A 26,498-nucleotide genomic window follows, 5' to 3' on the forward strand; every position below is an offset into this window, starting at 1 on the left:
CAGTGGTTGAAAGGAACTGGTTTAATACCCCATCCCCTTGTGGGTGGTTTTTAGTCATTTTTGCTACTGACCACAAACAAAAACTTAATCCCCCTGTAGGTGGAGTTTTTTATTGAATCAAAATTATTGCCTCTTGTACCTTTGTAGAAAGAGCCTTTTGTAGTCCTTCCTCTACCTTACTAATTAGTTTGTCAAAAGCATCTTGATTAGCTGTTAGTTGTTCTTGAATAACCTTCTCTAACTCAGGATTGACTTGTTTACATATATCGTCAATTTTTCGGTCATTCACAAAACTAGAGCGAATCCAACTAGGAATATTGACATTTGTTTTAATTGCCTCTTTTACCGTCTCTCGATTTAGCTCCATGCCTGCTGCTATTACCGAAGCCCCGTAAACTAATGCAATAGGCCAGGTTAAATGTCCAGTCAGTATGAGAGTAATGATACTGGCAAGAGTACCACCACCAATTAATACATTAACGATGAATGCTACTGTTTCGCCTAAAATAGCGTCTCCAATACGCAATTCTGGGTTAACTAAAGCAGGCTCAATACTATCTTCAAACCTCAAACTGCTTCTGGGTATATGGAACTGGCGACATATCGGGTCAGTTTCTGCGGCTAAATCTGGTTGAATTTTCTGATTAAACCAACTGATACATTGGTTGTTAACTATCTTTTGAGCTATATCACTTTGCAGCCACTCTTCTGCTCGCTGCTTCATGGAGGTTTCCAAATCAGCTAAAGTACGGATTTGGTTTTTTTGCCAATCTTTCACTCCATGTCTAACTGCGTTCTCAATTAACCCCTCAGCTAATGGCTGAGTCAAAGATTTTATTAACTCTGGAATATGCTTACCAATTAATTCTTTGAGCTGGTTTGATTCCAACAGTTTATTGACTTCTTGTTTGAAAGCATTAGCTCGTAAGTCCCAACGTCCCACCCGCGCTAAACCTAAAGCAATACATCTTTCTGGCTCTGGGTCTGGACGCAGTAAGGTTTGTGGTTCAGGGAAAAATTCCTGACAAAGTTGGTGGGTGAATTTCATCCGCGATGCGCCACCAGTCATTAACACTAGTTTCGGTGTGATACCTTGCTGGTCTAACTTTTGTTTTGCTTCGTTTAATGCTGCGTGAAATGATTGCAACCAACTTTTTTCCCCTAGTTCGGATAAAGGTTGGTTCAATATTTCTTCCATCATTAATTTGTTGACTTGGGGGATAAAATAAATCTGTTCGTTGATAGATTCAAAACCACGGGCGAAGGATTGAGAATCGCTATAAAGCTGTTCGTTAGAAAAGTAATCTTCCTTAGCTTTGCGGCAGGCTAATTCACAACGCGCTTGATGATGGGGATATTCTTTAAATACTTTTTCTAGTAATGGTTTTTGTTCATGCTTGGCGAGAGTTTTAGCAAAAATAGCTTTATCAATTAAAGATGCGCCTAAAGCGTTATTACCAAAATCTAAAGGTATTTCTTGTAAGCTTTTAACTAAAGTAAAATCTGTAGTTGAAGAACCAATATCAACAATTAGTACTGACGAAATAAGTTTTTCATATTCTAGTTTACCGGCTTCCTTGGCCTGCATAAAAGCTGCCCTTGATTCGGGGACAACATTTAGTAAAGGAATACCAGCTTCTTGCAGTAATTGTTGATATTCTGAACGTTCTTTAACTGACCATCCTGAAGGACAACCAACATAAAAGTAAGTAGTGTCTTGAGTTTCAATTTGTCTACTTTCTTTTAATAAGTGGTAGTAGGTAGCAATAAAAGTACTAATAGTTTTGCGATATTTAGGATCATTATTGGGTTTTTGCTTGAAAGTAATTGCCAACTGAGTCACCCCAGCTTGAATTAAGGCTTGTTCCCCGACTAGATAACCTAGTTGAGGATGCCAACCCAGTGCAGTAACTTGGTTTTTTTTATGATTAATTTCCAACATTTGGGGCGGTTCGATGCTCTCCACAATTGCCTTAGCTACTGCTGTTTCACCGTGTCCCAAATCAAAACCGACTGTTTCTAAAATTTCCATACTATATATTGTCTATGATTCTCTGGCTTGGGAGTATGCTGGTTCAATTACCCTACCGCGCCTCAGCAAGCGATCGCCTTTCAACAAAGCTGGCGTAATTGTGACATAATCTTGGTTATCAGGGTCGATACTTGGCTCAAAGTCGAAGTAAGTGCGATCGCCATAAGGTGCTTTTGCTTGGTAAATTTGAGCGCGAATCCCCTGAGACATCAAAATTTGTGGTAAAAGTTTCGTGAGTTCCATCACCATCTGGGGTTTATTCAAAGACGATGCACCCATGAGTCTTTGCAAGAAATTCAAGAGTTCCGGCAATTCTTCCATATTCCGTTCATCTTTGGCTTTGTCAGATTCAGCAAATCTAGCAACTACTAAATCGATAGTGTTGAGTGCATCAGCCAATTGGGCTAAAAGAATTGTGCTTTCTACTGTGGGGGTAGGTCGAGCTACTTCTTTGACCTCTGGTAAGTTTGCATCATTTTTCTCAAGTTGCAGCACTACTTCCAATCCTAGCAGCACAGAAGCGAGTAAAATCCCCATCCATGCGCCTGGAGTCGTATTTGTTAGATAAAATAACCAACCTAAAATACCTACATAAAGTAGTACTTTTAGCACCTTCAAAATTAATCTATGGGGGGAAGACGTAAGCGCTAGATTAGTAATTTGTTTATGTTCTACCGTCTCAATCTGATCAATTTCAACTGCCCCAAGAATGGGTATTGACTGACGTAACACATCTAAGAAAAATGCAGCCAAACGTACTTGAGTTATATTGAGTTCGCTAATATAAATTCTTTCTATATTGTCTAGTTTATTTTGAACTAGTTTCACTACATCTTCAATATTACTTAAGTTATTAATCTCTGTCTGAAGTTGATTACTTTCTTCGCTAAAAAGTGAAGTTATCGTTTTCATTGCGCTGCTTAAAAATTAAAGTTTTACCGGATCATTTTATGCTTGTGTGCAGTATATCTATTCTAGAGTGATTATTGGGAATGCTTGACAAAAGTAAAGGATGAGCGTCTAACCCATCCCTAAGATAAAAACAATGTGATGTATTGTATGAACATAGTCAACAGTCCATAGTTATTCTTAGTTACGTTAGACTGTTGACTCGTTCAGGTTTTCTTCGGCTTGCTTGTATGTATACCGCAACGTCGAAGCGCTTGATTCTGCGTCTATTGAACGCGCAATTAAGAACCTAATGCTTTAGCTGTTTTTTCCTTATCCATCTTCAGAATCAAAACTCCCAGAGGTGGTAAACATAAATCCAGTGAGTAGGGGCGATTGTGCATCGACCAATCATCAGTCCACTTACCACCTAAGTTACCCATGTTGCTACCGCCATACTGACGAGCATCACTATTGAATAACTCGGTGTAAAAACCTTTTTCTGGGACGCCAATACGGTAATGAGAATGAGGCTGGGGTGTGAAGTTACAAATCACCACAACGAAATTCTCGGTATCTTTTTCACGGCGAATAAACGAGACTACGCTGTGGCGATTATCGCTACAATCAATCCAATCAAACCCTTCCCTGGCAAAATCTAAAGTGTATAAAGCAGGTTCAGAACGGTAAAGTTTATTCAGTTCCGTGAAGAATTTTTTCAACTGTTGGTGTGGTTCAAACTGCAACAAAGGCCACTCCAAGTCAGCCCAAACATTCCACTCGCTCCATTGCCCAAATTCCATGCTCATAAACATGGTTTTCTTCCCTGGGTGAGCAAACATATAGGCAAACAAACAACGCACATTTGCCAACTTCTGCCACTTATCGCCTGGCATTTTGCCAATGATATTGCTCTTACCATGTACGACTTCATCATGGGAGAGCGCCAGCATGAAGTTTTCACTGTGGTTATACCACATACTAAAAGTGATGTTGTTTTGGTGGAATTGCCTAAACCAAGGGTCCATGCTGAAATAATCCAGCATATCGTGCATCCAGCCCATGTTCCACTTGAGGTTAAATCCCAAACCGCCTGTGTAGGTAGGCCAAGACACCATCGGCCAATCTGTCGATTCTTCCGCAATGGAAAGCACACCAGGAAAATAGCTAAAAAGCAAGTGATTTACCTGACGCAGAAAATCTGCTGCTTCTAGATTTTCTCTACCACCGTACTGGTTAGGCAACCATTCACCCTCTTTGCGACAGTAGTCGAGATAAAGCATGGAAGCCACCGCATCAACACGAATACCGTCTATGTGGTATTTGTCAAACCAGAACAGGGCATTTGCTACCAAAAAGTTGCGGACTTCGTTCCGGCTATAATTGAAAACCAGAGTCCCCCACTCTTTATGTTCACCTTTGCGGGGGTCGGCGTGTTCGTAAAGATGAGTACCATCGAAGAAGGCTAAACCATGTCCATCCTTGGGGAAGTGACCGGGAACCCAATCGACAAGTACGCCAATGTTGTTTTGGTGACACTGGTCAACAAAATACATAAAGTCTTCAGGAGTACCAAAACGTGAAGTAGGGGCGTAGTATCCTGTTACCTGATAACCCCAAGATCCATCAAAAGGATGTTCGGCGATCGGTAATAATTCTATGTGGGTGTATCCCAGTTCTTTTACATAGGGAATAAGTCTGCTGGCTAGTTCCCGATATGTTAAAAAACGTGCGCCCGGATTCAGTTCTGAAGCAATAACTACAGGCTCCGTTTCGCCATTAGGTAGTTGAGCTGGTTCTGCACTAGCAGCGTGTAACCAAGAACCTAAGTGTACTTCATAAACTGAAATCGGCTGGGTTAAAGGATCTGTATGACGGCGTTGTTCTAACCAGTCTTCATCACTCCAGTTGTATGAATTTAAATTGCTAACAATTGAGGCTGTTTTGGGGCGGGGTTCTTGTTGAAAACCGAAGGGGTCTGATTTTTCGTAAATATGCCCTGCAAAATTTTTGATTTCATATTTGTAATGCTCTCCTACCCCGATTTCGGGAATGAATAATTCCCAAACGCCAGTAGCGCCTTTACGCATCTGATGTTTACGTCCGTCCCAGAGGTTGAAATCTCCCAAAACAGAGACATTGCGAGCATTGGGGGCCCAAACTGCAAAGTAAACACCTTTAACGCCACCCACTTCTGTGAAATGCGCTCCCAGTTTTTCGTAAATGCGATGGTGATTACCTTCAGCAAACAAATGTAAATCAAAGTCTGTTAAACGAGGGGAACGAAAAGCGTAAGGATCGTAGGAGACACGCTCATGCTCTCCTTCTTTAGTTTTTAACTGGTAGTTTGATAGTTCAGAAGTTTCAATAATACATTCAAAAAAATGTGGATCATGCACCGTCTGCATGGGGTATTCTTGCCGTTGTTCTGGAAGAACTACCCATGCTGCACTAGCATTTGGTAGGTAGGCTCTCACAACCCAAACGGTTTTGCCGTTTTGCTCTATGGGATGAGAACCAAGGATTTCAAAAGGATCATGATGCTGGTTCCAGACGATGCGGTTAACCTGTTCAGGAGCGATCGTGGTCATGGACATTAAGCTACCTACGTAGAATAAACTGGTTGACTAAATTGAGTTTTGTATATATATATTCTTTACATTTATTTGCAATTTTGTCGCCACCGTTATCGTATCGCACAATGCGTCATTGGGATGGAGTTTTTGCCAGTGGTCGGTGGTCAGTAGTCAGTAGCATTCCCGCAGCGTGTTCCCTTGGGACAAGATACGTAAAAACCATAGGACTTAAGCACCCAGATTTTCTGCTGAGACTGGGTGTAAGGGTATGGAAGTGTAAGGGTTTCAAGCATTTATGGGTAAGTCCTAAACTACCCAAAAGGGATCAGGTATTAAACCATTGCAAAAACAACTGACAACTGACCAATTCTCACAAATTTAAGAAGGGGAAAAACTGGAGCAGAAATTTACGCATACGGGTCAGGAAAATAGTTTGTCGTATGTTGGTGCTAAGTTTTGGCGGAGGGCTAATTTGTAGTTGTGCTTGTAATTGTGCATACTCAGCCGCAGTCAGAGGCTGGCCATCTATAGGCGATCGCGCATCTATAATAATTTCTGTTCGTAATATTTCTTCTGGGATATCCTTGACTGGTGGTAAAGCTAAGACTAAGTTTCCCCAATTACCACTCAACCAAACCAGAATACTGCTGCTGAGAGCGACAATAGATAGTTTTAGCCACTTCATTGGGTGTTTCGTGAAATTCTGCATTAATGACATCAAACACCTCTATGCTGTACTTATGTTGTTCGTCAATCGCCAAGAAACTAAAACACTGAACTACAGATCAAATGTAGTTAACTTCATATCGATCTAGCGCTCTTCTATTACTCTCGTTAAATAAAAATTCATAATCCTTGATGGTTAAGGCTTTGATAAATTTACGAGTAGGTTGGGTTGAGGAACGTAGGCGCAGCCTTCTCGTAGAGTAACCCAACACGAAAAATCCTTGGTTTAGTTGGGTTTCACTCAAGTTCAACCCAACCTAAATTTTTTTTCATCAGAGTCATAAAAGAGCGCTAGTCTGACTCTGGTATTCTTTCAGGAATAGAGGTGATTTTTGATTATGTGTTTAAGTAATTACTAATTCTTATGAGATGAATAAATTAATCAAAAGCTTCAGCAGCAAGACAGAAAAACAGACGATAGTAGTATTTCTGTAGCATATTTAATTTTCTTATATTTAATGCCACATTATGCCGGCGTGTTAGTTTTTTAGTTTTATAGAATATTTGATACTTAGCTGAGGAATAAAACTTTATTACAAGTGTCTTAAATTACAACCCTACTTAAAATTTTTATTTGAGTAAGTTCCAAGTAAATTTGCACAGAAGAAAGACAGAGAGGAGAAGGCTTGAGAAAATAACTTTGCCCTTTGCCAAGAGGTTTTTGACTTCCACCCCTTGTTGCTGCTTTTCTCTCCTTTTGCCTTCTGCCTTTCCAATAGACAACTTTTTGCTACTTGATGAGGCTAGTACTTTTGTTCAAACTCATGACCTCCACCAATGAAAGAAAGACTTGCCAGAAATCTTTCTTGGAAACGTTATCAATTATCTAAGGGGTAGTCGTAGGAGTAGCAGCAGGGGTTGTTGCCGCAGGGGTTGCCGCTCCAGTGTCAGTTGGCTCACCTGTAGCAGCAGGGGGGGGGTGTTTGTGTCTCACCGCAGGCTCCGAGAAATGCAGCCAGACTTAACATTAGAGCAAAACCAAAGATTTTAGTTCTCATATAACTCCTCTTTCACCAATTGTGGCAATAAAATTTTTCGCCTGTTGAATACGATAACCTATTTATTGCAAGTTTTTAAAACCGCACATATTACATATTTATTTGATTTAGTTATTATGTACAAGACTGATTAGTATGCTCTGGATTGAAAAAGACGCTGGGGATTAGGGGCTAGGTATTGGGAAGCACTTAGTACAGGTATAGAAAAGCAATTCTTGTCATTGCCATTTTTCTTGACCTTTGCCTTTTTTATAAGCTGTCAGGCATTGAACTTGCAATTCTTTTCGTGTTGGCCGTCGACAGTTGACGGTTGACAGTGAACCGCCAGCAGTCAACAAACCATACAAGTGACTATGTAATTTAAAAGCGTCATAGCTCATCTTGCTCAAATACTTACATAAAAACTATTAAGTATACTTATCACACAGAAGGCGAGTTCAACCTTAGCAAAATCAGATAAAGGGTCTAGAATACATTATTTTATATCTGTAAAAATTATGGCTGCTGTTCGCAAATCGGATGTTTCTGTAACTGGTGGTTGGTTTCGGCGAGGTTCAACCTCATCTTTAAGAGAGAGGCGGACTAGTCAGGGGTCAATGATGAGCAATGATTCTACACTTGCTACTGAACCCTCATTAGTTCCCCCAAAAAGACAACAGCGTTCCTCGAACAATGTATCTTCCTCTGCTAAAACAAGGGTACAAAGTCCGGCAACACAAAAAAACTCTCATCTCACAGCAAAGTCCAATCGAAGACAAAGAGGTCTTCAATCAAATTCACAGCACCTGCCTGTAGTACCTACCGCTAAAGCATTACCTTTATGGTTACTGAGACTACACAGCATACATCGTTATTCTTCAATTGCCGCATTTTTATTAGTAGCAGGAACTTTAACGGTTTATGGGTTGACAGTATATACCCAAGAATTGTGGAGTCAAGGTTACAGCCGACTACAAAAACTACAACGCGATGAGCGACAAATCACCACAACTAACGCGACATTAACTCACAAAATGGCGGAGGAAGCAGAAACGCCATCGGCGGGATTTATATCACCGACTCCAGCTAGGACTATTTTCTTATCTCCACTACCTCACAAACCAGAGGTAGTATCCCCTAGTTCCACAGCAAATCAACAAGCGCAACCATTAAATTCTCCACGACTGGGATATTAATAATATGGGGAGTGGGAAAAACCACTTTTATGCTTGGCGATGAACGAAGTTCATAGGGGTGGACTTTCCATGTAAACAGCTATCGAGTATGTGGTATTGTAGTTCACACCTGCGATGAGACTGATAGCTGAAAACTGAATAACTCACAACTGACTAACTGAGCAGAGTAATGCAAAAGTCACCAAGTAGATTGAAGTTTAGAAAGTTTCAAAAGCCGGAGTTCACCAGGCGCAAAAGGGTATTACAAAAGGTGGCAATGAAAACAATTGCCCCCAATCCCCAAGAGCCATTAACAAATGCCAAAACCAGACTTTTGACTGTCTGGGGTATATTAATGACGGCTGGACTGGGATTGGCAATTAATGCGTATAACTTGCAAATTTTGCAGGGAGCAAAACTAACACAAAGAGCGCGAAACCAACAAATGGTAAGCTTGCGCCCCTATATGCCTCGCCGCTTGGTGGTGGATCGCAATGATAATGTGTTGGCTGTTGACCGCCCTGTCTATACTTTATATGCCCACCCTAAGCTATTTAAAAAGACAAATGAAGAAATAAGCGATCGCCTAGCTCCCATTATTGATAGAAACCCTGCTGATTTAGTCAAGATTTTTCAAGGTCAAAAAAGTGGTATTACTTTGACCTCCTCTTTACCAGAGGAACTGGCCGAGCGCGTCAGGAAATTAAGATTAGATGGCTTGGAAATGATTCCCAAATATTCCCGCTATTATCCTCAGGATGATTTAGTGGCGGATGTAGTGGGATATGTAGACGTTGACCGTCGTGGTCAGGCGGGTGTGGAACGTAGCCAAGAGAAATGGCTAGAACGTTCTGTGAAAACAGTACGCTTAAGTAGGGCGGGTAATGGGGCTTTGATGCCTGATTATGCTCCTGAAGGTTTTTTAAATTCTGATGATTTGCGGATGCAATTGACTATCGACAGTCGTTTGCAAAGGGCTACCCGAACAGCATTGAAGGAACAGCTAGAAAAGTTTGGCGGGAAACGAGGAGCAGTGATTGTGATGGATGCGATGGATGGCTCTATCCTCGCTTTGGCATCTCAACCTACTTATAACCCGAATGAATACTCGAAAGCGGATATTTCATTGTTCAAAAACTGGACGGTGGCTGATCTCTATGAGCCAGGTTCCACATTTAAACCATTGAATGTGGCGATCGCTCTGGAAAATGGTGTCATCAAAGCAGATGATGTATTTAATGATTCCGGTGCAATTCGCATCGGTTCTCATACTATTAGAAACGCTCAACGCAACGGTTACGGACGCATCAATATTGCTCAAATTCTCCAAAACTCCAGCAATATTGGCATGGTGCAGATGATCCAACGCCTAAAACCTTCGATTTACTACAATTGGCTAGAACGTTTAGGACTAGGTCAACCGGTAGATACAGATTTACCTTTTGCCGTGAGTGGGACGCTCAAAAGTCAGGAAAAATTTATTCGCTCCCCCATTGAACCAGCAACCACTTCCTTTGGACAAGGCTTTTCTTTGACACCCTTACAATTAGTGCAGATGCAAGGAGCCTTAGCTAATGGTGGTAAATTGGTCACACCTCACGTTGTCCGGGGACTACTTGATACTAAAGGGCAAATCCACTACACACCCAATCACCCAGCACCAAGGCAAATTTTCTCAGCCGCAACGACCCAAAAAGTTGTGGAAATGATGGAAACGGTAGTTACAGAAGGTACTGGCAAGGCTGCTCAAATCCCTGGCTATCGCATCGCAGGCAAAACAGGTACAGCCCAAAAAGCCAGTCCTAACGGCGGTTACATCGTGGGCGCTCGGATTACCAGCTTTGTTGCTATTTTACCCGTTGAATCACCCCGTTATGTAGTTTTGGCCTTAGTTGATGAGCCAAAAGGAGCCAACGCCTACGGTTCAACTGTCGCAGCCCCAATTGTCAAATCCGTTATGGAAGCACTAATTCCCATTGAACGCCTTGCACCCAGCCAGCCGATTGAAGGAAAACCTTAAGTAGGAAGAAGGGGAAAATCAAATTAGTGCCAACTAACAACTGACAACTGACTAACAACCAATGACTTTTTTCTTTATTACCGGAGAAAGAGGTAGACAATGTTACTCGTGTGGAATCTTAGATATTACAGGGTGAAATTAATTTCACACCTGTACCAAGTCACTGAAGATTCCATGCAAAGCAATTTAGTTATGTTCCCAATTGTTGAGGTTGTAAGGCCAGGTACGCAAGTCAAGGAAAGAGATGCTACTGATTACGAACGTGCCGAGCAGCAATTTTTATTACTTTTGGTAACTGAGGACTTAGACGATAACTTAGATAGACAAGCTGCAATTGTCAGTGATTTTGAACAGGCAGTTTCCAGGGCAATTAATGGGGCTTATAAACATGAGTGCCAAGATGAGTTAGCACATCGGTTTTTGCAACGGATTCTTTATCGGATTAATCGGCTGAATCTGTTTTGGTTTGATGATTTGCGACAGTACACTAATGAGCGATCGCTCTATTTATCCTCATGTCGTAACCAAATTGAGGCTGCTTGGCAGAAGTGGGAACTTGCACAAGTAGATGTCGCTGCAATACAAAAATTAGATGTCAAACAGGCATTAATAGATCGTGCTGATGCTGATTTAAACCCACCACTATCAGCAGCTAGTCGCTATATTCGTGAAGAGATGAGCGAAGCTGGCTATCGTCATTTGTTGGCGATCGGTTCTTTCGATGGTTTGGTTGAAGGTAGTCGTCTTTCCCGAATTTTAGGCGGCGCGGCTAATGAGGTGCAGTGTACCCTCGTGCGGGTGCTACTGGAAGAGTACGGCAACGGACGTTTATCTCGCAAGCATTCGACTTTTTTTGCCCAAATGCTAGCTGAGTTTGGCATGAACACCACACCAGAGGCATACTTTGATTTAGTTCCCTGGGAAGTTTTAGCTTGTGCCAATCACAATTTTTTACTGACTGAACGCAGACGTTATTACCTGCGTTACAGTGGCGGATTGACCTATTTTGAAGTGGCTGGGCCTGCGGCTTATCGCAATTATCTTGCAGCAGCACAAAGATTGGGATTATCAAATGCAGCGATGGGTTATTGGGAACTGCACATCAAGGAAGATGAACGCCACGGACGCTGGATGTTGGATGATGTGGCTTTGCCTTTAGTGGAACGTTATCCCGATGACGCGTGGGAGTTGGTGCTGGGATATGACCAGGAAAAATTAATGGGCGATCGCGCGGGTGAAGCTGTTGTCAGGTCTATTCACCAAACTGAATCAATTAATTAATAGCTTAGGTATTTTCTGCTAATAGCAGAATTTCTTTAGTGAACAATCTATCACTAAAGGAGTAATTTTGTGTCTAAATTTTTGTTTAATTTCACTGACATTAATGTTGAGGCGAAATCTCATGAAAGATGTTTTCTTCTGTCCTGAAGAGTCTAATTTCTACTCAAATTGTCTAGAAAATTTCATTCTCAGGAATAGTGATCAATCTGATTCCATTATTGAATTTGGTTCTGGTGATGGTAGCCCTGTAATTAACTCATTACTAAGAAATCAGTTCAATGGTATTATACACGGGTTTGAGTTAAATACCTCTGCGTGGAAAGCCGCAAATTTAACGATTGATGAATATAATCTTACTGATAAATATGTAGTTAACAACTCTAGCTTATTTGAAGCTAATAAACCTGAAGCTAACTATCTAATCGCCAATCCACCATATTTACCAGCACCAGATGATGATATTTATATGCCCTTATTATTTGGCGGTGAAGATGGGGCGACAGTTACCAATGATCTTTTGTGTTTAGGTTATGAAAATGTTTTACTTTTAGTGTCTAGCTTTTCTAATCCTATCAGTACAATTAAGCAGGCACAAAATAATGGATATAATATTAGTAACTTCGTGATTCTACCATTAAAATTTGGTTACTATAGCTCAGAAGCTAAAGTTAAAAATCATATAGAAAAACTGCGAAAAAATAATATGGCGTTTTATTCTGGAGAATATTATTTTTTGGCTGGCGTGTTATTTCAGAAAAAAGCATCTGTGGTTGATTTATCTAAGGAGTTAACCCAAGTAATGACGAGTTTGTAATTTATGGGATTTATCCATAATATTTGAAATATCCTTAGTTTGGGTGATTAATGCCCCTTAATCATCATAAGGTGGGCATTGCCCACCCTACAAACACTTATAGATTTCTGAGTATCAAATTGGATTCCTCTCTGTCTGATAAGTACACTTTAATGTTTCTTCTATTGAACCTAAATGTTTAAATAATTCTATTAATGTATGAGATTTTGTTCTCCTTTTTGTCAACATTACTTTTAATGGTGCTAATAGATCAACATCTGGATCATCTTTCAATGCGAACTCAGCAGCTTGCAAAATATTTGTAGCATTCGTAAAAATATTTTCATCACCGAAGCCAAATTTTGCAGACAGTTTATGTAATTCGGCATCAGGGACAGTAGCTCTACCTGGCAAAGATTTATCTATGACTAAACCTTTTAATAGCGCCAGCAATGCCGCATAAATAGAGAAGTCATCACAACTATCAAAAGCTTTAAATTCTATACGACCTACTTCAGCAGGTAGGCGGGCAATTTTGGTTAATGATGGCACACTATTAATTAGTTGTTCTTTTTCCTGAACAAATATTAAAGTTGCTGGTCTTTTGCCTGTTCTGATGAAAGTTCTTACCGATAATCCTTCCCACAAAGTACCATTGTAAAAAGGTGAACTGTAACTAAAAGGCACAATGTAAGGACTATAATACGTTAACTTTTTGCCAATATCAATTACACGTTCATGCGGTAAATCGGCAACGGAAATATTTAAATCTGGCCCGTATGTAACCATGTAAATGTTAGCGGTTTGATCATCGGGATCAGCTTGTAACTGTTTAAGTTCATATTCATTTAATGGTGGATTGGGCGCAAAAGATGTTTTGTAAGGATGAAAGCTAGTTAATACTGGTGAAAAGCCAAATTCAGCCGCAACACCACATAATAAATTAAAGCTATCTGATAGTTCTGTGATCGCATTTTGAATACTAGAATGAATGGTTGTTCTAATTTCTATCCCCTTTGACAGACAATCAATTACCTCATCTGAATCAGCAAATCTTTCAAACCCCTCAATATACCATCGCTTCTTCCTAATACCTGCATCACCCACGCGTAATTGCAAATGATCATTAGGGTATGTGGGTAGTCTTTCCACGATTTGATTGAATTCTGCAAATGTTGTACAGTCAAAATCTGCTAACTTCCCTTCTCTGTTGAGAAAAGCGACTTCATGTTCGATGCCAAATGAGAATACCATACAATCTAATAGAAAAAATTCTCAATAATTTTACAAAACCATCTTACCCCAAATAGTACTGTTGCGGTTTAGCAAATGTATCTGTTTTAATTTGCACAGATTATGAGATGACCTGCGCTCTCTCTACACAAGAGTACTATCGATGAAATATATAAAATCAAAGTTAATTCTCAAAATATTGATTTTGGGATCATTGTTACTCATAGCTCAACAGGTTTTGGCACAAAGTTGGCGACCAGTTCGCGGTAGTATTCTTTTTGGTATCAGTGGGATGGCGCTGATTAGCCAACAAAACTCGTCTCTAGACTTTCTCGTCGTCCACGACAATAAACAAGCCGACCAAGAACGTTTAGGAGTCATCACAATTAAGGGTAAAAATCAACCCGAATATTTGAGTGTGAGTTGGCAAAGTAATCTTGAATTACCTATTGATTTAGAAGCTTTAACTTCTATTCCCAACACAAAAGATAGTTTTATTGCTTTAAGCAGCAGTGGCAAAGCTTACAAATTTAGACTAGATTCTGATAAGAAAACTATATCTGTATTGAAAGAGTTTGAATTACCAGCAATACCTCCGGGTAGTAATTTTGAAGGATTTGCCTTGCAAAATATAGAAGGTAAGTTAGTTGCTATGTGGGCCCACAGAGGAGAAGGAGAAAAACCTTCTACTGTGTATTGGGGAGTCTTAGATTTAAATAAATATCAAATTACATCTAGAAATTTTGCCAAGATAAAAGTACCATTTCCCACTGGAAATGTGCGGCATATTTCCGATATAAAAATAGACTCAGGTGGAATTGTGTATATTTCTGCCGCCAGTGATGCAGGAGATAATGGCCCTTTTCAATCAGCTATTTACGCTGCTGGTTACTTAACCTTAAACAATAGTTCTGGGCAAGTTATCTGGCGGCAAAGTCCCCAATTAATCCCCCTCTACCGCTTTAATCACCATAAAATTGAAGGGATAGAACTTATTCCTGGTGCAGATGGTGGCTTAATCGTGGGTACAGACGATGAAAACTTTGGTGCTTACGTTTATAGTTTGGGTGATAACGTTTTGTAGAGACGCGACGAATCGCGTCTTGATAATTAGACGTTAAATCGGAATAACATCACATCGCCTTCCTGCACAATATATTCTTTACCTTCACTACGAACTAACCCTTTTTCTTTCGCAGCACTCAGAGAACCATTTGCGACTAAATCATTGTATGCAACGGTTTCCGCACGAATAAATCCTCGCTCAAAATCAGAGTGAATTACACCTGCGGCTTGAGGTGCTGACATTCCTGCATTGATTGTCCAAGCACGGGTTTCTTTTGGGCCACTGGTGAAATAAGTCCGTAATCCCAATAGCTCATAAGTAGCACGAATCAGAGATTTTAATCCGCCTTCTTTTACCCCTAAAGATTCCAAAAAATCAGCCTTGTCTTCTTCCGGTAATTCCACCAGTTCTGCTTCTACTTGAGCAGAAACAACCACAACTTGAGCATTTTCCTGGGCTGCAACTTGGCGGACTCTTTCCACAAATTCATTACCAGTTGCTAATTCTTCTTCAGAAACATTAGCCGCGTAAATAATCGGCTTATTTGTCAATAGTCCCAGTCCCTTAATAATTTCGGCTTCTTCTTCAGTTAAACTTATTTGCCGCACTGATTTACCTTCATTTAAGGCAGCAGCTAACTTTTCTAAGACTGTTACCTCAAATTGTGCATCTTTGCTGGTGCGCGCTTGCTTACGTGTGCGTTCAATCCGGCGTTCAATCTGGGCTAAATCTGATAAACCCAATTCGATACTAATAATTTCAATATCTCTGGCTGGGTCAACTGAACCAGCAACGTGGATGATATCATCATTTTCAAAACAACGTACTACATGAACGATCGCATCAACTTCTCGGATATGAGATAAAAATTGATTACCTAATCCTTCACCTTGGCTTGCGCCTTTCACTAAGCCGGCAATATCCACAAACTCAACTCGTGCGGGAATAATTTGTGCCGAACCGGAAATTTGTGAAAGCACATTTAGCCGCTCATCTGGGACTGCAACTACACCGACATTCGGTTCAATTGTGCAGAATGGGAAGTTAGCCGCTTCTGCTTTGGCATTAGCGACTACAGCATTAAATAAAGTAGATTTTCCAACGTTGGGAAGTCCGACAATTCCGGCTCTTAGCATTTTAGATGTGGGATTTTGAGTTTATACAGGCCCCGGTATGGTTTGGGGGATAGGTTCTGGTACAGTTTGGGGAATAGTCCCTGGAACTGTTTGGGGAATGGGAGCAGGTACAGGTTCCGGTACAGGCTCCGGTATCGGTTGGGGAATCCTTGGCTCTGGTGTAGGTTCAGAACCAGGTAACGGGTTTGGTTCAGGGTTGGGAATTTGTGGTTCAGGAATGGAAATAGCTGTGGGATAAATCATGCTAAATCTAAATCATTGGACTTTCCCAAGCTAGATGACAACTTGAATTGTTGACATCCCCCTAAATGACTATACCTAAACCCTTTGATAATTCACAACTATGTAGGAATCCTCATTTAATCCTGCTCAGTATACTAATAAGTAAATCTTTATAGAGCAAGTTTCTAGCGAAAGGAGCTAGCTAGATAATATGCCAACAAATTATCCAACGAAAATTGCCATTTTGTGGATAGTGTTCCTTTTAGGAACCGTATTTCATACTCAACTGGCTTTAATGCCACTTTTTCACGGTTTGAGTGTAATTGAATCGCAAAAAGCCACAAACATCAATGAGATATCAGGAATTATGTGGTTGATGCTGGGCTTTTTTGCGCTGCCGATGTTAGCAATCGTTAGCACCATGTTCACGGATAATAAACGCTATAGATTAGTACATTTTGGATTGACCATAATTTATAGCCTTTTAAATTTCATTCATCTAGTATTAGACTTGCTACTGCCACAAATTATTTGGTATCAAATCACATTAATGGTGCTGTTATTTTTAATTGGATTACTATTAAATTTCGTGGCTTTTCAATGGATAAAGGCACCATCAAGAAACAATAATTATCCAGAGCATTTAACTATCCGATAGACGATAAACATAATATAAAGGAGTTTCAGCAATGAGTTGAGATTTTTCTTGATATTTTGCCAATTCTTGAGGAAAATTCTCGGTTTTGCGAAGTTTATAGTTTCCTAATGATTCATATTTTGCATGAATAATGTAAAAGCCTGCTTGACACTCAGCTATAAAATTTAGACTTCGTTTAGTAATATAACGGTCAATGTACTCATCATTTCTCAGATTGCGATAATTGCCATTAGGGTGACAAAGAGTAGATTGTTCTGGCAAATTTCTCAGGCTATCTGCTATATCACGGGTACTAAGAATCCGGGTAATTCCTGACCTACTGTTTATATAATTAAGATGTAAGTTTAAATTAATTGTTATAGAAATAGTAATACAGGCGATGATAAAAACTGATAAAAAACTATTAAAATTTTTAGATAGCTTTAGATAAGCTAAACTACAAATTGTAAAAAATATAGGAGCCAAATAAATTAACAATTTATAAAATGTAGGATTGTAAGTATTTTCCATATCTGTGGACGAATAAGCAGCGAGGAAGACCAGCCAGATTAAGAATAATAAATTTAACAGTATACGATTGCCTCGAAATTTCATAATCCCTAATCCTAATATCAAAGAGAGGAAGATTAGAGAAATGAATCCACTTTTCCAAGATTCACCAGCAAAATATACTTCTTGTCCTAATCCAAAATAACCGTTGAATATAGCCTTGAATCTTGATAATATGGCAATGCCATATTCTTTACTGCCACTAGATTTTGTCGCTACAGCGATAATTCTGGCGGTGTTTATCCAGTTTCTACCAATTTCACCGACCCAGTACGGTGTCATCGCAATGATGGCAGATAAAGCAGCTACACCAGATAACATCCATCTTCTCTTTTGTCGGAAATTTTTAGAAATATAAAAAATAATCGTAATGATAAAAACTACTGGCATTACATAGAGAGTAGAGAAATGTAAATTTGATATTATTGCTAGTACAAAACCATAAGCTATCCAAGACAATACCTCTAGATTTGGAGATAGTTTACCTTCCATTTGATAAGTGTATAGCAATACAAAACAAAGCAGGAAAAACGTAATTGATACGGGATTTCCTGCAATACTATTGCCTGTACTCATGACAATATTTTGAAATAGACAGATATACCAAAATCCTGCTAATGCTGATAGGAATAACCTTTTATCATACTCAACATTTTCCAGCAGCTTATAAGTTGTTAAAATAAGTAAAGGAATAGAAAAAAAAGTAAGGAGCGCATTCGGCATTGCCTGAGCAGATAAATCAGCAGTCAAGGCGGTGAAAGGAAATACTAAATAGTAATATAAAGGTGGGAGATAAAATTCGCCGACCAGACCAGACCAAGCGGTAGGGCCTGAACCTAATGTAGGCCACTTTCCGTCCCATGTTGCCATAATTCTGTAGGCATCGTTGATTTGATCGCCACTATAATCACTGAAGTTTATGACAACAAAACTTAAAATATAAATTCCCCATATCAAAGATAAAAACATCATGATATAGCTCACTTTTTTAAGACTTATATGCTGTAGCATGGTTTTTGAATTAACCTGATTTTTTCAGAAAATTATCAATGTCATAGTAATATAAAGAATGGTTGTATTAAAAATATCCGATACAAGCTATACCAATTCTTTATAAATCAATTGCCATAATAAAGTTCTTAAAAACTTAGGCGAATATATAATCAGACTTTTATATATAGCTGCTGACTTTTAACAGACTTAAAAGCCTTTTATCGTCAGGGTTTTATCTTAGCTTGATGTCCTGATATATCTGACTACAGCTATATTTTTAATGTTAAATAATATACGCATTTATATACATATTTGTACTCAGGATGAAAATCAATCTATATTTAAATGCCCAAGGTTTTAACCACCAACTGGTGCAAAACTCTGGACATGAACACCGGAAAAATTAGATCACACACAACGTGAAAAGTTAAGAGGCTAATAAGTTAGCCGAATTGATATCCAAAAATAAAGTTGCTTGTGGTTGTTGGCGTAACACAGAAGCCGGGCAAGTTGTCCTAATTGACCCTTGTAGCATTTGTTTGACAATCTGTGCTTTACGTTGTTCTGGTGCTAGACAGAATATTTTTTTAGCTGAACAGATTAATGGCAAGGTGACAGTAAAAGCGTACTGAGGAACACTATCAAGATGAGGAAATTGACCTGTATTGACCTGCTGTTGACGGTTTACCGGATCTAGCTTTACCAGCTTGACGCTGTAAGGGTCTTGGAAATTCGCTACAGATGGATCATTAAAAGCTAAGTGTCCGTTTTCACCAACGCCAAGACAACACAGGTCTATTGGTTGTGCTTGTAGTAATTTAGTATAGCGATCGCATTCTGCTAAGGGTTCTAATGTATCACCCTCAATATAGTGAAATTGCTGGGGAAAAACTCGCTTTTCTACACGTTCCCGCAGATAACGACGAAAACTTGCCGGATGATCAGCCGTAATTCCCAAATATTCATCCAAATGAAATAAGGTAATTCTTGACCAATCTACACCACCCAAGGCTATCAACGCATCCAAAAATTTTAGTTGAGAATTTCCTGTTGCTAACAACACAGCAGCAGTCTTTTTTTCTTCTAGTAAAGATTGTAGATACTTGCGTACAATCGCTGCCACATCCTGGGCCATGTCGGCTTCAGATTTGTAAATTTGGACTGACAGATGATCAACACGAAAAAAGTTTGTAGCGGCTACCATATCGAAAACTGAGGACTGGGTAATACCTTTAATCTAACCTTTAAGCTTCATGGCAGTCCGAGATGACTTAGGAACATAAAACAATGTAGACTATGTAAATTAAGTTAATAATTATTTACATTACATCCAAACATCATGCTAACTGCGATTCTCTTTGATTTAGACGGTACTATCGTCAATACTGATCCTATACATTACCAAGCTTGGCGACAAATGTTGTGGAAATGCAACATAGAAATTGATGAAACATTTTATAAATCTCGAATTAGTGGTCGTTTAAACCCAGAAATTGTTAAGGACATTCTGCCAGAATTATCATCAGCCGCAGGTAGAGAATTTGCCGATGAAAAAGAAGCCTTGTTTCGGGAACTAGCCTCCCATCTTCAACCATTAAACGGATTTGCTGAACTCATAGCTTGGACAGAAGTACATCAGTTAAAACGTGCTTTAGTAACAAATGCTCCGAGATTAAACGCAGAGTTTATGTTGGAGGTATTGGGAATAACAGATAGTTTCCATCAAATTGTCTTGGCTGATGATTGCGTAGCGGGTAAACCAGATCCAGCACCTTATCAAGTTGCTTTGAGTAAGTTGGGGATTCCAGCAGAGAAGGCGATCGCTTTGGAAGATTCCCCCTCTGGGATTCGCGCAGCAGTTGGCGCAGGTATTCGTACTATTGGGATTGCCTCCACTCACGACCCTGATATTTTGCTGGAGGTTGGCTCATTTATGGCGATTCCTGATTTTACAGATTTACATTTGTGGACGTTACTAAACTCATTAATTGAGCCAGATTTAATTCGTAGTACGTGATGGTTATACCAATTCAATGAGGACTTACACCCAGGATGTTTGTTAAGACTGGGTGTAAGGGTAGGATTACGAAATATCTTTTATAGTACTAACTATCTCCATAATTTTTTCAAACTGGAAATTATGGGCTAAATCTACAAAATACTCTTTCAAAGCGGTATTTTCGGCAGATATTTCTCCAACTAACTTTAAAATCAAATCATCGCTACATTGGGCGGCGGCATTATATAAATTTATTAGCCAATCCCTTGGTAGTGTAGATAACAAAGGTAACAAATTATCATGTGTAAATATTTTTGTCCTAGCTTTTAGGGTTTGAGAACTGTCTTCTTGATAAAGGTATTTTATTCCTAAATATTTATTGAGCTTTTCGAGAATTTCTTTTTCGGAGAACGGCTTGTTAATTAAATCATCACAGCCCACTTGCAGCATTGCCTGGCGTTGTTCTTCAAAAGCGTGAGCAGTCAAAGCAATGATAATTGTGTGGGGGTTGGGTATGGTGGTGTGATTTTCTATTTCAGCAGAACGAATGAAGTGAGTGGCTTCGTAACCATCCATTATTGGCATCCGCATATCCATCAAGATTAACTGTGGATGCCACTGTTGCCATATAGCCAGAGCTTCTTGACCATTGGCGGCTTCTTGCACCACAAAACCAACAGATGACAGGAGTTTCACTAATAACAATCGACTGTCTGCTACATCATCTACTACCAAGATGCGACATTCTCGTTGTTGTGGTGCTAAACCAATGACTGAGCGTGTAGTGGGCTGATAGGGAATTTCATGGGCAGAAACCAAGCCCACTTGTATCTGAAAACTAAATGTACTCCCCACCCCCACAGCACTACTGACGCTAATATCACCCCCCATCAGTTGTACGTATTTGCGGCTAATAGCCAAACCCAATCCTGTACCTTGTTGGGATTTTCGTCCGGCTTCCGTTTGTCCAAATGCTTCAAACAATACACATACTTCATCATCACAGATGCCGATGCCAGTATCTTGTATTTCAAATATTAGGGACTGGGGATTAGTGATTGGGGATTGGGTGTTAGGTATGGAGAGATGAGTTTTGGTATCTTCCTCAGTCCCCAGTCCCCAGTCCCCAGTCCCCATCTTTACCCGTAAGATGATACTGCCCGTTTCGGTGAACTTGATGGCATTACCTAAGATATTGAGTAAGACTTGACGTAGTTTACTTTCGTCAGCTTGGATATGTTGGGCTATGTTAGGGGCGTATTCAAATTTGAGGTGTAAACCTTTGGCTGTGGCTCGGCCTTGCATCATTTCTTGCAAGTTATCCAACAGGTGAATTAAATCAAAGCTATTAATGTTTAAGGTGGTTCTACCTGCTTCGATTTTGGACATTTCTAGAACGTCGTTGATCAAGTCTAGTAAATGTTCTCCTGCACGGTTAATAATCGTTAGGTTCTGTTGGTTGTCTTTCGACAGTGTTTTGTCATGGCTCATGATTTGTGTGAAGCCTAAAATTGCGTTGAGTGGTGTCCGCAATTCGTGGCTCATGTTGGCGAGGAATTCGCTTTTGGCTCGGTTTGCTGCATCTGCGGCGATCGCAGCTGCTTCTAGGGCTTGTGATTGTCTTTGGGTTTGTGTCAGCAGTTGTGCTTGCTGCAATGCAACTTCTAACTGATTGCCGATTTGAATGACGATGTTAATTTCGCCAGTTTTCCATTGACGAGGGCCAGAGTTTTGGTAAGTTGCTAATAATCCCCAAACTTGGTCACCAGATAGAATAGGGACGATAATATAAGCCTTTGCTTGCAAGCGCTCTAAAAATTCAATGTAGCAGGAACCAAATCCAGCTTGATAAATGTCTGCAACGCAGAGAAAATTTTTGTCTGGGGTAGCTTGTGGCGTATATTCTAACAACTTGGCCAGACAACTTTGGTCTTTCGCTGTATTTTCCGTCAGATGGGGTACATTTTTTTGTTTTTCGATGAGGGAAATCCAACCTTTCCCCCAAGATTCGGCGACAAATTCACCACTCCCCTGGGAGTCGAAACGATAAACCACGGCGCGATCGCAGTTGAGGACTTGTCTTAGTTCTTCGGTGGTGGCAGCAAATATGGTATCTAAATCTAGGGTTTGGCGCATTCGTTGAATAACTTGGGCGATCGCTCTTTCCCTCTCGATGCTTTCTTTGAGCGCTTCTTCTGCTCGCTTGCGTAAGCGCAGCTCGTCGTAGACATCGCTAATTTCTACTATCACTTTACCCACACCAGAAAGCTGATTACCCTCCCCAGGAATGGGAAAATAAGAAACTAAAAAGTGGCGTAGGCTATCTGCTTGGTTGACTGCGGGAAGACTCAATTCTACATTCAGAATTGGTTGACCAGTTAAGAGTACTTTTTGGCACAATGGTGTGACTAGAGGCGCGATTCGGGGTGCTATCTCTTCCAGAGTCTTGCCAATATGTTCTTGAGCAGGTTTACCGTGAATATGTGCTATTAACTCATTAATTTGCACAAACCGTAGTTGATTATCTAAAATGCTCATACCCACAGGAGCGCCACTGAAAAAGGCATTGAGACGAGCTTCTCGCAATTCTAGTTCTTTTTCTAAAATTTTTCGCTCTGTTATATCTTTGGTCGTGCCTGTCATCCGTAAAGGCTGACCCTGCTCGTTGCGTTCCACAATCTGGCCACGAGACTGTACCCATTTCCAACCCCCGGCGGCGCAACGCATCCGAAATTCCATTTCATAAACGGGGGTAACACCTTGCAAATGAGCGGTGATTGCTGATTTGACTGTGGCTAAATCTTCAGGATGCAACAATTGCTCGATGACTCGTTCATCATCTTCTATATCCTCTTGTGTGTAACCTAACATCTTTTGCCACTGCCAGTCCCGATAAATTTTACCAGTGGTAATATTCCAATCCCATAACCCTAAATCGCTGGCTTCTAAGGCTAGTTGTAAACGTTCTTCGCTGTTTCGGTGAGCAGACTCTATTAACTTGCGTTCAATCAAGCTACCTAATTGGGTAGCTACAGCACCCAGTAGCATGAGTAAACGTTTATCTACTGGGATAGAACTGCGCTTGAAAAATATTAAAACTGCCAAAACTTCTTTTCCAGCAATAATTGGAATACCAAAACCTGCTTTTAAACCTACTTTGGCTGCTTGTGGCGATCGCAAAAATTGTCCTTGCTTGACCAGAGAAACATCTTCAATCCATTCGGATTGTTTGGTTTGCCAAACTCGTCCTGGTAGTCCTTCACCTGGTGCAATTCTCAGATTTTGACTTTGATGACAAAATTCTTCTAAACTTGCTTCCTCGCAGTAACAAACCAAACTATGTTCTAAAACATGAGATTCTCGATTGGGTGTCCATGCTTCCCCAAAATCCCAGCCAATGGTTTGGCAAATTACCCGCAATACTAGGGTTAATGCACTTTTCACGTCAACTGCACGGGCGATCGCTTGGGTTGTTAATAGTAATAAACGGCTTTCCGCTTCGGCTTGCTTGCGTTCTGTAATATCTTTTGCTGTACCCAGGATGTACTTTTGTCCATCAATTTCAATCATTTCCGCACTAAACAGCGTCGTTTTAATTTCTCCATTGCTAGTGCGAAAATCGACTTCATGATTGCGGATGGCTTTGGCTTTTTCGAGAATTTGGGACAGAAAATGGCACTCTTCTAGATTTACCCAAATATTTAATTCTTTATCGGTGTTACCAATGACTTGAGAACGAGAATAACCAAATAAGCGACAAAAACTGTCGTTAACTTCGATATAACGTGTTTCTGGATAAGTACACAGAGCGATGGGGTCAGGGGATGCTCTGAAGGCTGATGCTAGTTTTTGTTCTGAAATGCGATGTGCTGCTTCTGCACGCTGGCGTTCCCGTGCTTCTAAGGCTAAGGACACCAAATTAGTTAAAGAACGAGCAAAATTTTGGTCTTCGGGTGTCCAGTGATGAGGTAATTTTACTGCTTCCAAACATAAAACCCCCACAGTTTTACCTGCTAGACGAATGGGTGTATCTAGCATGGCTGTGATATTCAAAGGAGTGAGGTAAGATTGAGCAAATTCTTTGGTTCTAGGATCTGTATAAGCATCATCTACGGCGATCGCTTCATCTTGATGTAAGGCTTGAAAATAAGTGGGATACTCTTTTGCTGATAAAGACAGTCCTGCACTGTGTTGATTGCGACTATATTCAAATAGATCAGCACATTGAATTTTCGTAAGTGTTTCGTCATATAACCAAATGCTTGCTCGCTCTATACCTAAATTATGAGCAGCAACATTTGTAATTTCCGCCAGGGCTGTTTTTAAATTACCTTGATATAGGACTTGATTTTTTGCCAGTTTCGTTAATACTAAATTATGTTTGTACAGCTTGACAGCATTAATCTGGTATTCCTGCGTATTGTTTTTTGATCTTGTAATCTTGTTATTACTACTTACTAGCGACTGGGAGTTTAATGATTGATTAATACTTTCTTCGTTATTTAAGTCTGATAGTTGAAAACAACATTCTTTTTTATTACTTATGACATTATGATTCACTGCGTTATTCAACGATATTAAACCGTTCCCAATTGGAAACGGCTCATGATATTCTTCTAATTGGTTTTTCTGTTGGCTGGAAATTTTTAATTGATTTCTCATCCGTAAAAACAATTCTTCTTGGCATAATGGCTTACTAATAAAGTCAGATACGCCTATTTGGAAATAACTACTATATTCGGAAAGCTGGTCAATATAGGTTAGTAAGAGAATAGATATATTTTGGAGGGTTTCTTCAGCTTTTAAATTTTGGCAAAAATAATGTCCGTCTATTTTATCAATGGAACTATCTATTAAAATGATATCGGGCATTAATTCACTAACACTACTGATTGATATTTTAGCAGTGCCAACCCTTTGTAATAAGTACTTTGTTTCTGCTAAAAACCCCGACAAACAGTGCCAATTTTCCAAAGAATTATCAATTAATAAAACTTTTGTTCGTTGATAATCTATGAGCATACTATCAAATTAAGCAGCAAATTTTAAAAGAGATAAACGAACTAAAAAATTAAAATTTTATCAAAATCATCAATTTGGCGATATTTTCGCCAAAACAACTCAATTAATAATGATTGTCCCCATAATTATTCACAACTATAACGCACATTTGTTACATAAATGACAAAAGACTAGTGAGTATGGAGAACAGAGAAAGAATGAGAACTTTTAACTGTTGCGGTGTATGACCAGCCTCACAAGTTCCTCATGTTATAGCTATAAATTTTTGCTAATGACTCTTAGGCGATCGCCATTACGGTGATAGAACAAATATGAGTGCTATGCAATCCCCCAAAAATTTTAGTTGTTCCTCTGTGTATGGGCCTGTCAAATCTTGGCGATTTGGAAATTCTCTTGGTATCGATCCCATTGGGGTTGTGTCTACTTGCTCATTTAACTGCGTCTACTGTCAGTTAGGGCAAATTCAAACACATACCAGTCAGCGTCAGATTTTTGTACCCACAAGCCAATTATGGGAGGATTTGCAAGCACTTGCACCTTATGACCAGGTAGATGTCGTCACCCTCAGTGGCAGTGGCGAACCTACTTTAGCACTAAATTTAGAGGAAATTTTGGCGATCGCAAAACAGGTAACACAAAGGCCAACAGTAGTCTTAACCAACAGTACTTTGCTGAGTGACATTAAAGTCCGTCATGCTTTGCAATCAGCAGATATTGTGGCTGTTAAATTAGATGCTATTTCGTCAAATCAATTGCAGCGCATCAATCAACCTGTAGCGACAATTAAGCTACCGCACATCATGGCAGGTATTGAGCAATTTCGAGAGGAATATCAAGGGAATCTCGCTATTCAAACTATGGTGTTATCTCCCTGGACAACGGAAATGATAGAGATTTACATCCAAAAAATAGAACGTCTAAATCCTCAGGAAATTCAACTGAACGTTCCTACTCGCCCCCGTGTTTTAGTTCGACAATTAGATGCTAGGGGAAATAATGCGATTGAATCCGTCTCAGATAGTATACGTCAACTTAAATGTCTCAGTGCGAATATCCTCAAGCCACTGGCTGACACAATCCACTATGCCACAAAAATTCCCGTACGTTGCGCTCCGATAAACTAGGGGTGTGGGGGTAAATCTGTCTTTCCCT

General features: G+C 39.9%; 18 protein-coding genes. 8 read left to right on the forward strand and 10 right to left on the reverse strand.

The features are described 5' to 3' along the window. Positions 1 to 109: 109 nt before the first annotated feature. From ACN222_RS03520 to ACN222_RS03535, 4 genes are all read right to left on the reverse strand, one after another. Complete coding sequence (locus tag ACN222_RS03520) at positions 110 to 2,032, reverse strand: Hsp70 family protein (protein WP_010994886.1); 1,923 nt, start codon at positions 2,030 to 2,032, stop codon at positions 110 to 112. A gap of 12 nt (positions 2,033 to 2,044) precedes the next feature. Continuing rightward, positions 2,045 to 2,944 carry a hypothetical protein gene (locus ACN222_RS03525; RefSeq protein WP_010994887.1) on the reverse strand — a complete coding sequence of 300 codons (900 nt, stop codon included), beginning with the start codon at positions 2,942 to 2,944 and terminating at the stop codon, positions 2,045 to 2,047. A 278-nt stretch (positions 2,945 to 3,222) separates the two neighbouring features. Further along, a complete protein-coding gene (gene glgB, locus ACN222_RS03530; protein WP_010994888.1) occupies positions 3,223 to 5,517 on the reverse strand; it encodes a 1,4-alpha-glucan branching enzyme in 2,295 nt (764 codons plus the stop codon). A gap of 349 nt (positions 5,518 to 5,866) precedes the next feature. Further along, a complete protein-coding gene (locus tag ACN222_RS03535) occupies positions 5,867 to 6,181 on the reverse strand; it encodes a hypothetical protein (RefSeq protein WP_044520708.1) in 315 nt (104 codons plus the stop codon). A gap of 1,536 nt (positions 6,182 to 7,717) precedes the next feature. Here ACN222_RS03535 and ACN222_RS03540 point away from each other — a divergent pair. The 4 genes from ACN222_RS03540 (at position 7,718) to ACN222_RS03555 (ending at position 12,489) form a co-directional block, all read left to right on the forward strand. Next, entirely contained in the window at positions 7,718 to 8,395 is a 678-nt protein-coding gene (locus ACN222_RS03540) for a hypothetical protein (protein WP_010994892.1), read from the forward strand. A gap of 169 nt (positions 8,396 to 8,564) precedes the next feature. Continuing rightward, on the forward strand, positions 8,565 to 10,394 hold the full coding sequence (locus ACN222_RS03545; protein WP_010994893.1) for a peptidoglycan D,D-transpeptidase FtsI family protein: 1,830 nt from the start codon (positions 8,565 to 8,567) through the stop codon (positions 10,392 to 10,394). A 174-nt stretch (positions 10,395 to 10,568) separates the two neighbouring features. Continuing rightward, positions 10,569 to 11,675 (forward strand): iron-containing redox enzyme family protein, encoded by a 1,107-nt coding sequence (locus ACN222_RS03550; RefSeq protein ID WP_044522739.1) that lies wholly within the window; start codon positions 10,569 to 10,571, stop codon positions 11,673 to 11,675. Positions 11,676 to 11,796: 121 nt separating this feature from the next. Continuing rightward, entirely contained in the window at positions 11,797 to 12,489 is a 693-nt protein-coding gene (locus ACN222_RS03555; protein WP_044520709.1) for a class I SAM-dependent methyltransferase, read from the forward strand. Between the two features lie 114 nt (positions 12,490 to 12,603). Here ACN222_RS03555 and ACN222_RS03560 read toward each other — a convergent pair whose 3' ends face one another. Further along, positions 12,604 to 13,722, reverse strand: coding sequence for a hypothetical protein (locus tag ACN222_RS03560; protein WP_010994896.1), 1,119 nt, complete (start codon positions 13,720 to 13,722; stop codon positions 12,604 to 12,606). Positions 13,723 to 13,864: 142 nt separating this feature from the next. Between ACN222_RS03560 and ACN222_RS03565 the strand changes: the two genes are divergently transcribed. Beyond that, positions 13,865 to 14,785, forward strand: coding sequence for a hypothetical protein (locus ACN222_RS03565; RefSeq protein WP_010994897.1), 921 nt, complete (start codon positions 13,865 to 13,867; stop codon positions 14,783 to 14,785). A gap of 26 nt (positions 14,786 to 14,811) precedes the next feature. Here the strand turns inward: ACN222_RS03565 and ychF are convergent, their stop codons facing one another. Both ychF and ACN222_RS03575 read right to left on the reverse strand, forming a co-directional pair. Then, entirely contained in the window at positions 14,812 to 15,903 is a 1,092-nt protein-coding gene (gene ychF / locus ACN222_RS03570; RefSeq protein ID WP_010994898.1) for a redox-regulated ATPase YchF, read from the reverse strand. 21 nt (positions 15,904 to 15,924) lie between these two features. Then, a complete protein-coding gene (locus ACN222_RS03575; protein ID WP_010994899.1) occupies positions 15,925 to 16,146 on the reverse strand; it encodes a hypothetical protein in 222 nt (73 codons plus the stop codon). Between the two features lie 190 nt (positions 16,147 to 16,336). On the opposite strand from ACN222_RS03575, the gene ACN222_RS03580 reads away from it, so the two are divergent. Then, positions 16,337 to 16,783 carry a hypothetical protein gene (locus ACN222_RS03580; protein WP_010994900.1) on the forward strand — a complete coding sequence of 149 codons (447 nt, stop codon included), beginning with the start codon at positions 16,337 to 16,339 and terminating at the stop codon, positions 16,781 to 16,783. Here ACN222_RS03580 and ACN222_RS03585 read toward each other — a convergent pair. After that, positions 16,769 to 18,304: a hypothetical protein gene (locus tag ACN222_RS03585; protein ID WP_231865509.1), complete on the reverse strand. Its 1,536-nt coding sequence runs from the start codon at positions 18,302 to 18,304 to the stop codon at positions 16,769 to 16,771. The genes ACN222_RS03580 and ACN222_RS03585 overlap by 15 nt on opposite strands. A 448-nt stretch (positions 18,305 to 18,752) precedes the next feature. Further along, positions 18,753 to 19,529: a glucosamine-6-phosphate deaminase gene (locus ACN222_RS03590; protein WP_010994902.1), complete on the reverse strand. Its 777-nt coding sequence runs from the start codon at positions 19,527 to 19,529 to the stop codon at positions 18,753 to 18,755. A 135-nt stretch (positions 19,530 to 19,664) separates the two neighbouring features. Between ACN222_RS03590 and ACN222_RS03595 the strand changes: the two genes are divergently transcribed. Then, the gene (locus ACN222_RS03595) at positions 19,665 to 20,342 is read left to right on the forward strand and encodes an HAD family hydrolase (protein WP_010994903.1); all 678 of its coding nucleotides are present in this window, start codon (positions 19,665 to 19,667) and stop codon (positions 20,340 to 20,342) included. Between the two features lie 66 nt (positions 20,343 to 20,408). Here the strand turns inward: ACN222_RS03595 and ACN222_RS03600 are convergent, their stop codons facing one another. Continuing rightward, positions 20,409 to 25,346, reverse strand: coding sequence for a GAF domain-containing protein (locus tag ACN222_RS03600; protein WP_010994904.1), 4,938 nt, complete (start codon positions 25,344 to 25,346; stop codon positions 20,409 to 20,411). A 311-nt stretch (positions 25,347 to 25,657) separates the two neighbouring features. On the opposite strand from ACN222_RS03600, the gene ACN222_RS03605 reads away from it, so the two are divergent. Then, positions 25,658 to 26,470 carry a radical SAM protein gene (locus ACN222_RS03605; RefSeq protein ID WP_010994905.1) on the forward strand — a complete coding sequence of 271 codons (813 nt, stop codon included), beginning with the start codon at positions 25,658 to 25,660 and terminating at the stop codon, positions 26,468 to 26,470. Positions 26,471 to 26,498: the final 28 nt, after the last annotated feature.

This window comes from Anabaena sp. FACHB-595 (assembly GCF_048568275.1).
In the GTDB taxonomy this organism is placed as follows: domain Bacteria; phylum Cyanobacteriota; class Cyanobacteriia; order Cyanobacteriales; family Nostocaceae; genus Trichormus.

What these genes read in the sequence shown, in the direction of transcription:
- ychF (WP_010994898.1), bottom strand. Translation starts at nt 15,903, where the DNA reads ATGCTAAGAGCCGGAATTGTCGGACTTCCCAACGTTGGAAAATCTACT.
- ACN222_RS03535 (WP_044520708.1), bottom strand. Translation starts at nt 6,181, where the DNA reads ATGAAGTGGCTAAAACTATCTATTGTCGCTCTCAGCAGCAGTATTCTG.
- ACN222_RS03605 (WP_010994905.1), top strand. Translation starts at nt 25,658, where the DNA reads ATGAGTGCTATGCAATCCCCCAAAAATTTTAGTTGTTCCTCTGTGTAT.
- ACN222_RS03540 (WP_010994892.1), top strand. Translation starts at nt 7,718, where the DNA reads ATGGCTGCTGTTCGCAAATCGGATGTTTCTGTAACTGGTGGTTGGTTT.
- ACN222_RS03520 (WP_010994886.1), bottom strand. Translation starts at nt 2,032, where the DNA reads ATGGAAATTTTAGAAACAGTCGGTTTTGATTTGGGACACGGTGAAACA.
- ACN222_RS03525 (WP_010994887.1), bottom strand. Translation starts at nt 2,944, where the DNA reads ATGAAAACGATAACTTCACTTTTTAGCGAAGAAAGTAATCAACTTCAG.
- glgB (WP_010994888.1), bottom strand. Translation starts at nt 5,517, where the DNA reads ATGTCCATGACCACGATCGCTCCTGAACAGGTTAACCGCATCGTCTGG.
- ACN222_RS03555 (WP_044520709.1), top strand. Translation starts at nt 11,797, where the DNA reads ATGAAAGATGTTTTCTTCTGTCCTGAAGAGTCTAATTTCTACTCAAAT.
- ACN222_RS03590 (WP_010994902.1), bottom strand. Translation starts at nt 19,529, where the DNA reads ATGGTAGCCGCTACAAACTTTTTTCGTGTTGATCATCTGTCAGTCCAA.
- ACN222_RS03595 (WP_010994903.1), top strand. Translation starts at nt 19,665, where the DNA reads ATGCTAACTGCGATTCTCTTTGATTTAGACGGTACTATCGTCAATACT.
- ACN222_RS03600 (WP_010994904.1), bottom strand. Translation starts at nt 25,346, where the DNA reads ATGCTCATAGATTATCAACGAACAAAAGTTTTATTAATTGATAATTCT.
- ACN222_RS03565 (WP_010994897.1), top strand. Translation starts at nt 13,865, where the DNA reads ATGAAATATATAAAATCAAAGTTAATTCTCAAAATATTGATTTTGGGA.
- ACN222_RS03575 (WP_010994899.1), bottom strand. Translation starts at nt 16,146, where the DNA reads ATGATTTATCCCACAGCTATTTCCATTCCTGAACCACAAATTCCCAAC.
- ACN222_RS03560 (WP_010994896.1), bottom strand. Translation starts at nt 13,722, where the DNA reads ATGGTATTCTCATTTGGCATCGAACATGAAGTCGCTTTTCTCAACAGA.
- ACN222_RS03580 (WP_010994900.1), top strand. Translation starts at nt 16,337, where the DNA reads ATGCCAACAAATTATCCAACGAAAATTGCCATTTTGTGGATAGTGTTC.
- ACN222_RS03550 (WP_044522739.1), top strand. Translation starts at nt 10,569, where the DNA reads ATGCAAAGCAATTTAGTTATGTTCCCAATTGTTGAGGTTGTAAGGCCA.
- ACN222_RS03545 (WP_010994893.1), top strand. Translation starts at nt 8,565, where the DNA reads ATGCAAAAGTCACCAAGTAGATTGAAGTTTAGAAAGTTTCAAAAGCCG.
- ACN222_RS03585 (WP_231865509.1), bottom strand. Translation starts at nt 18,304, where the DNA reads ATGATGTTTTTATCTTTGATATGGGGAATTTATATTTTAAGTTTTGTT.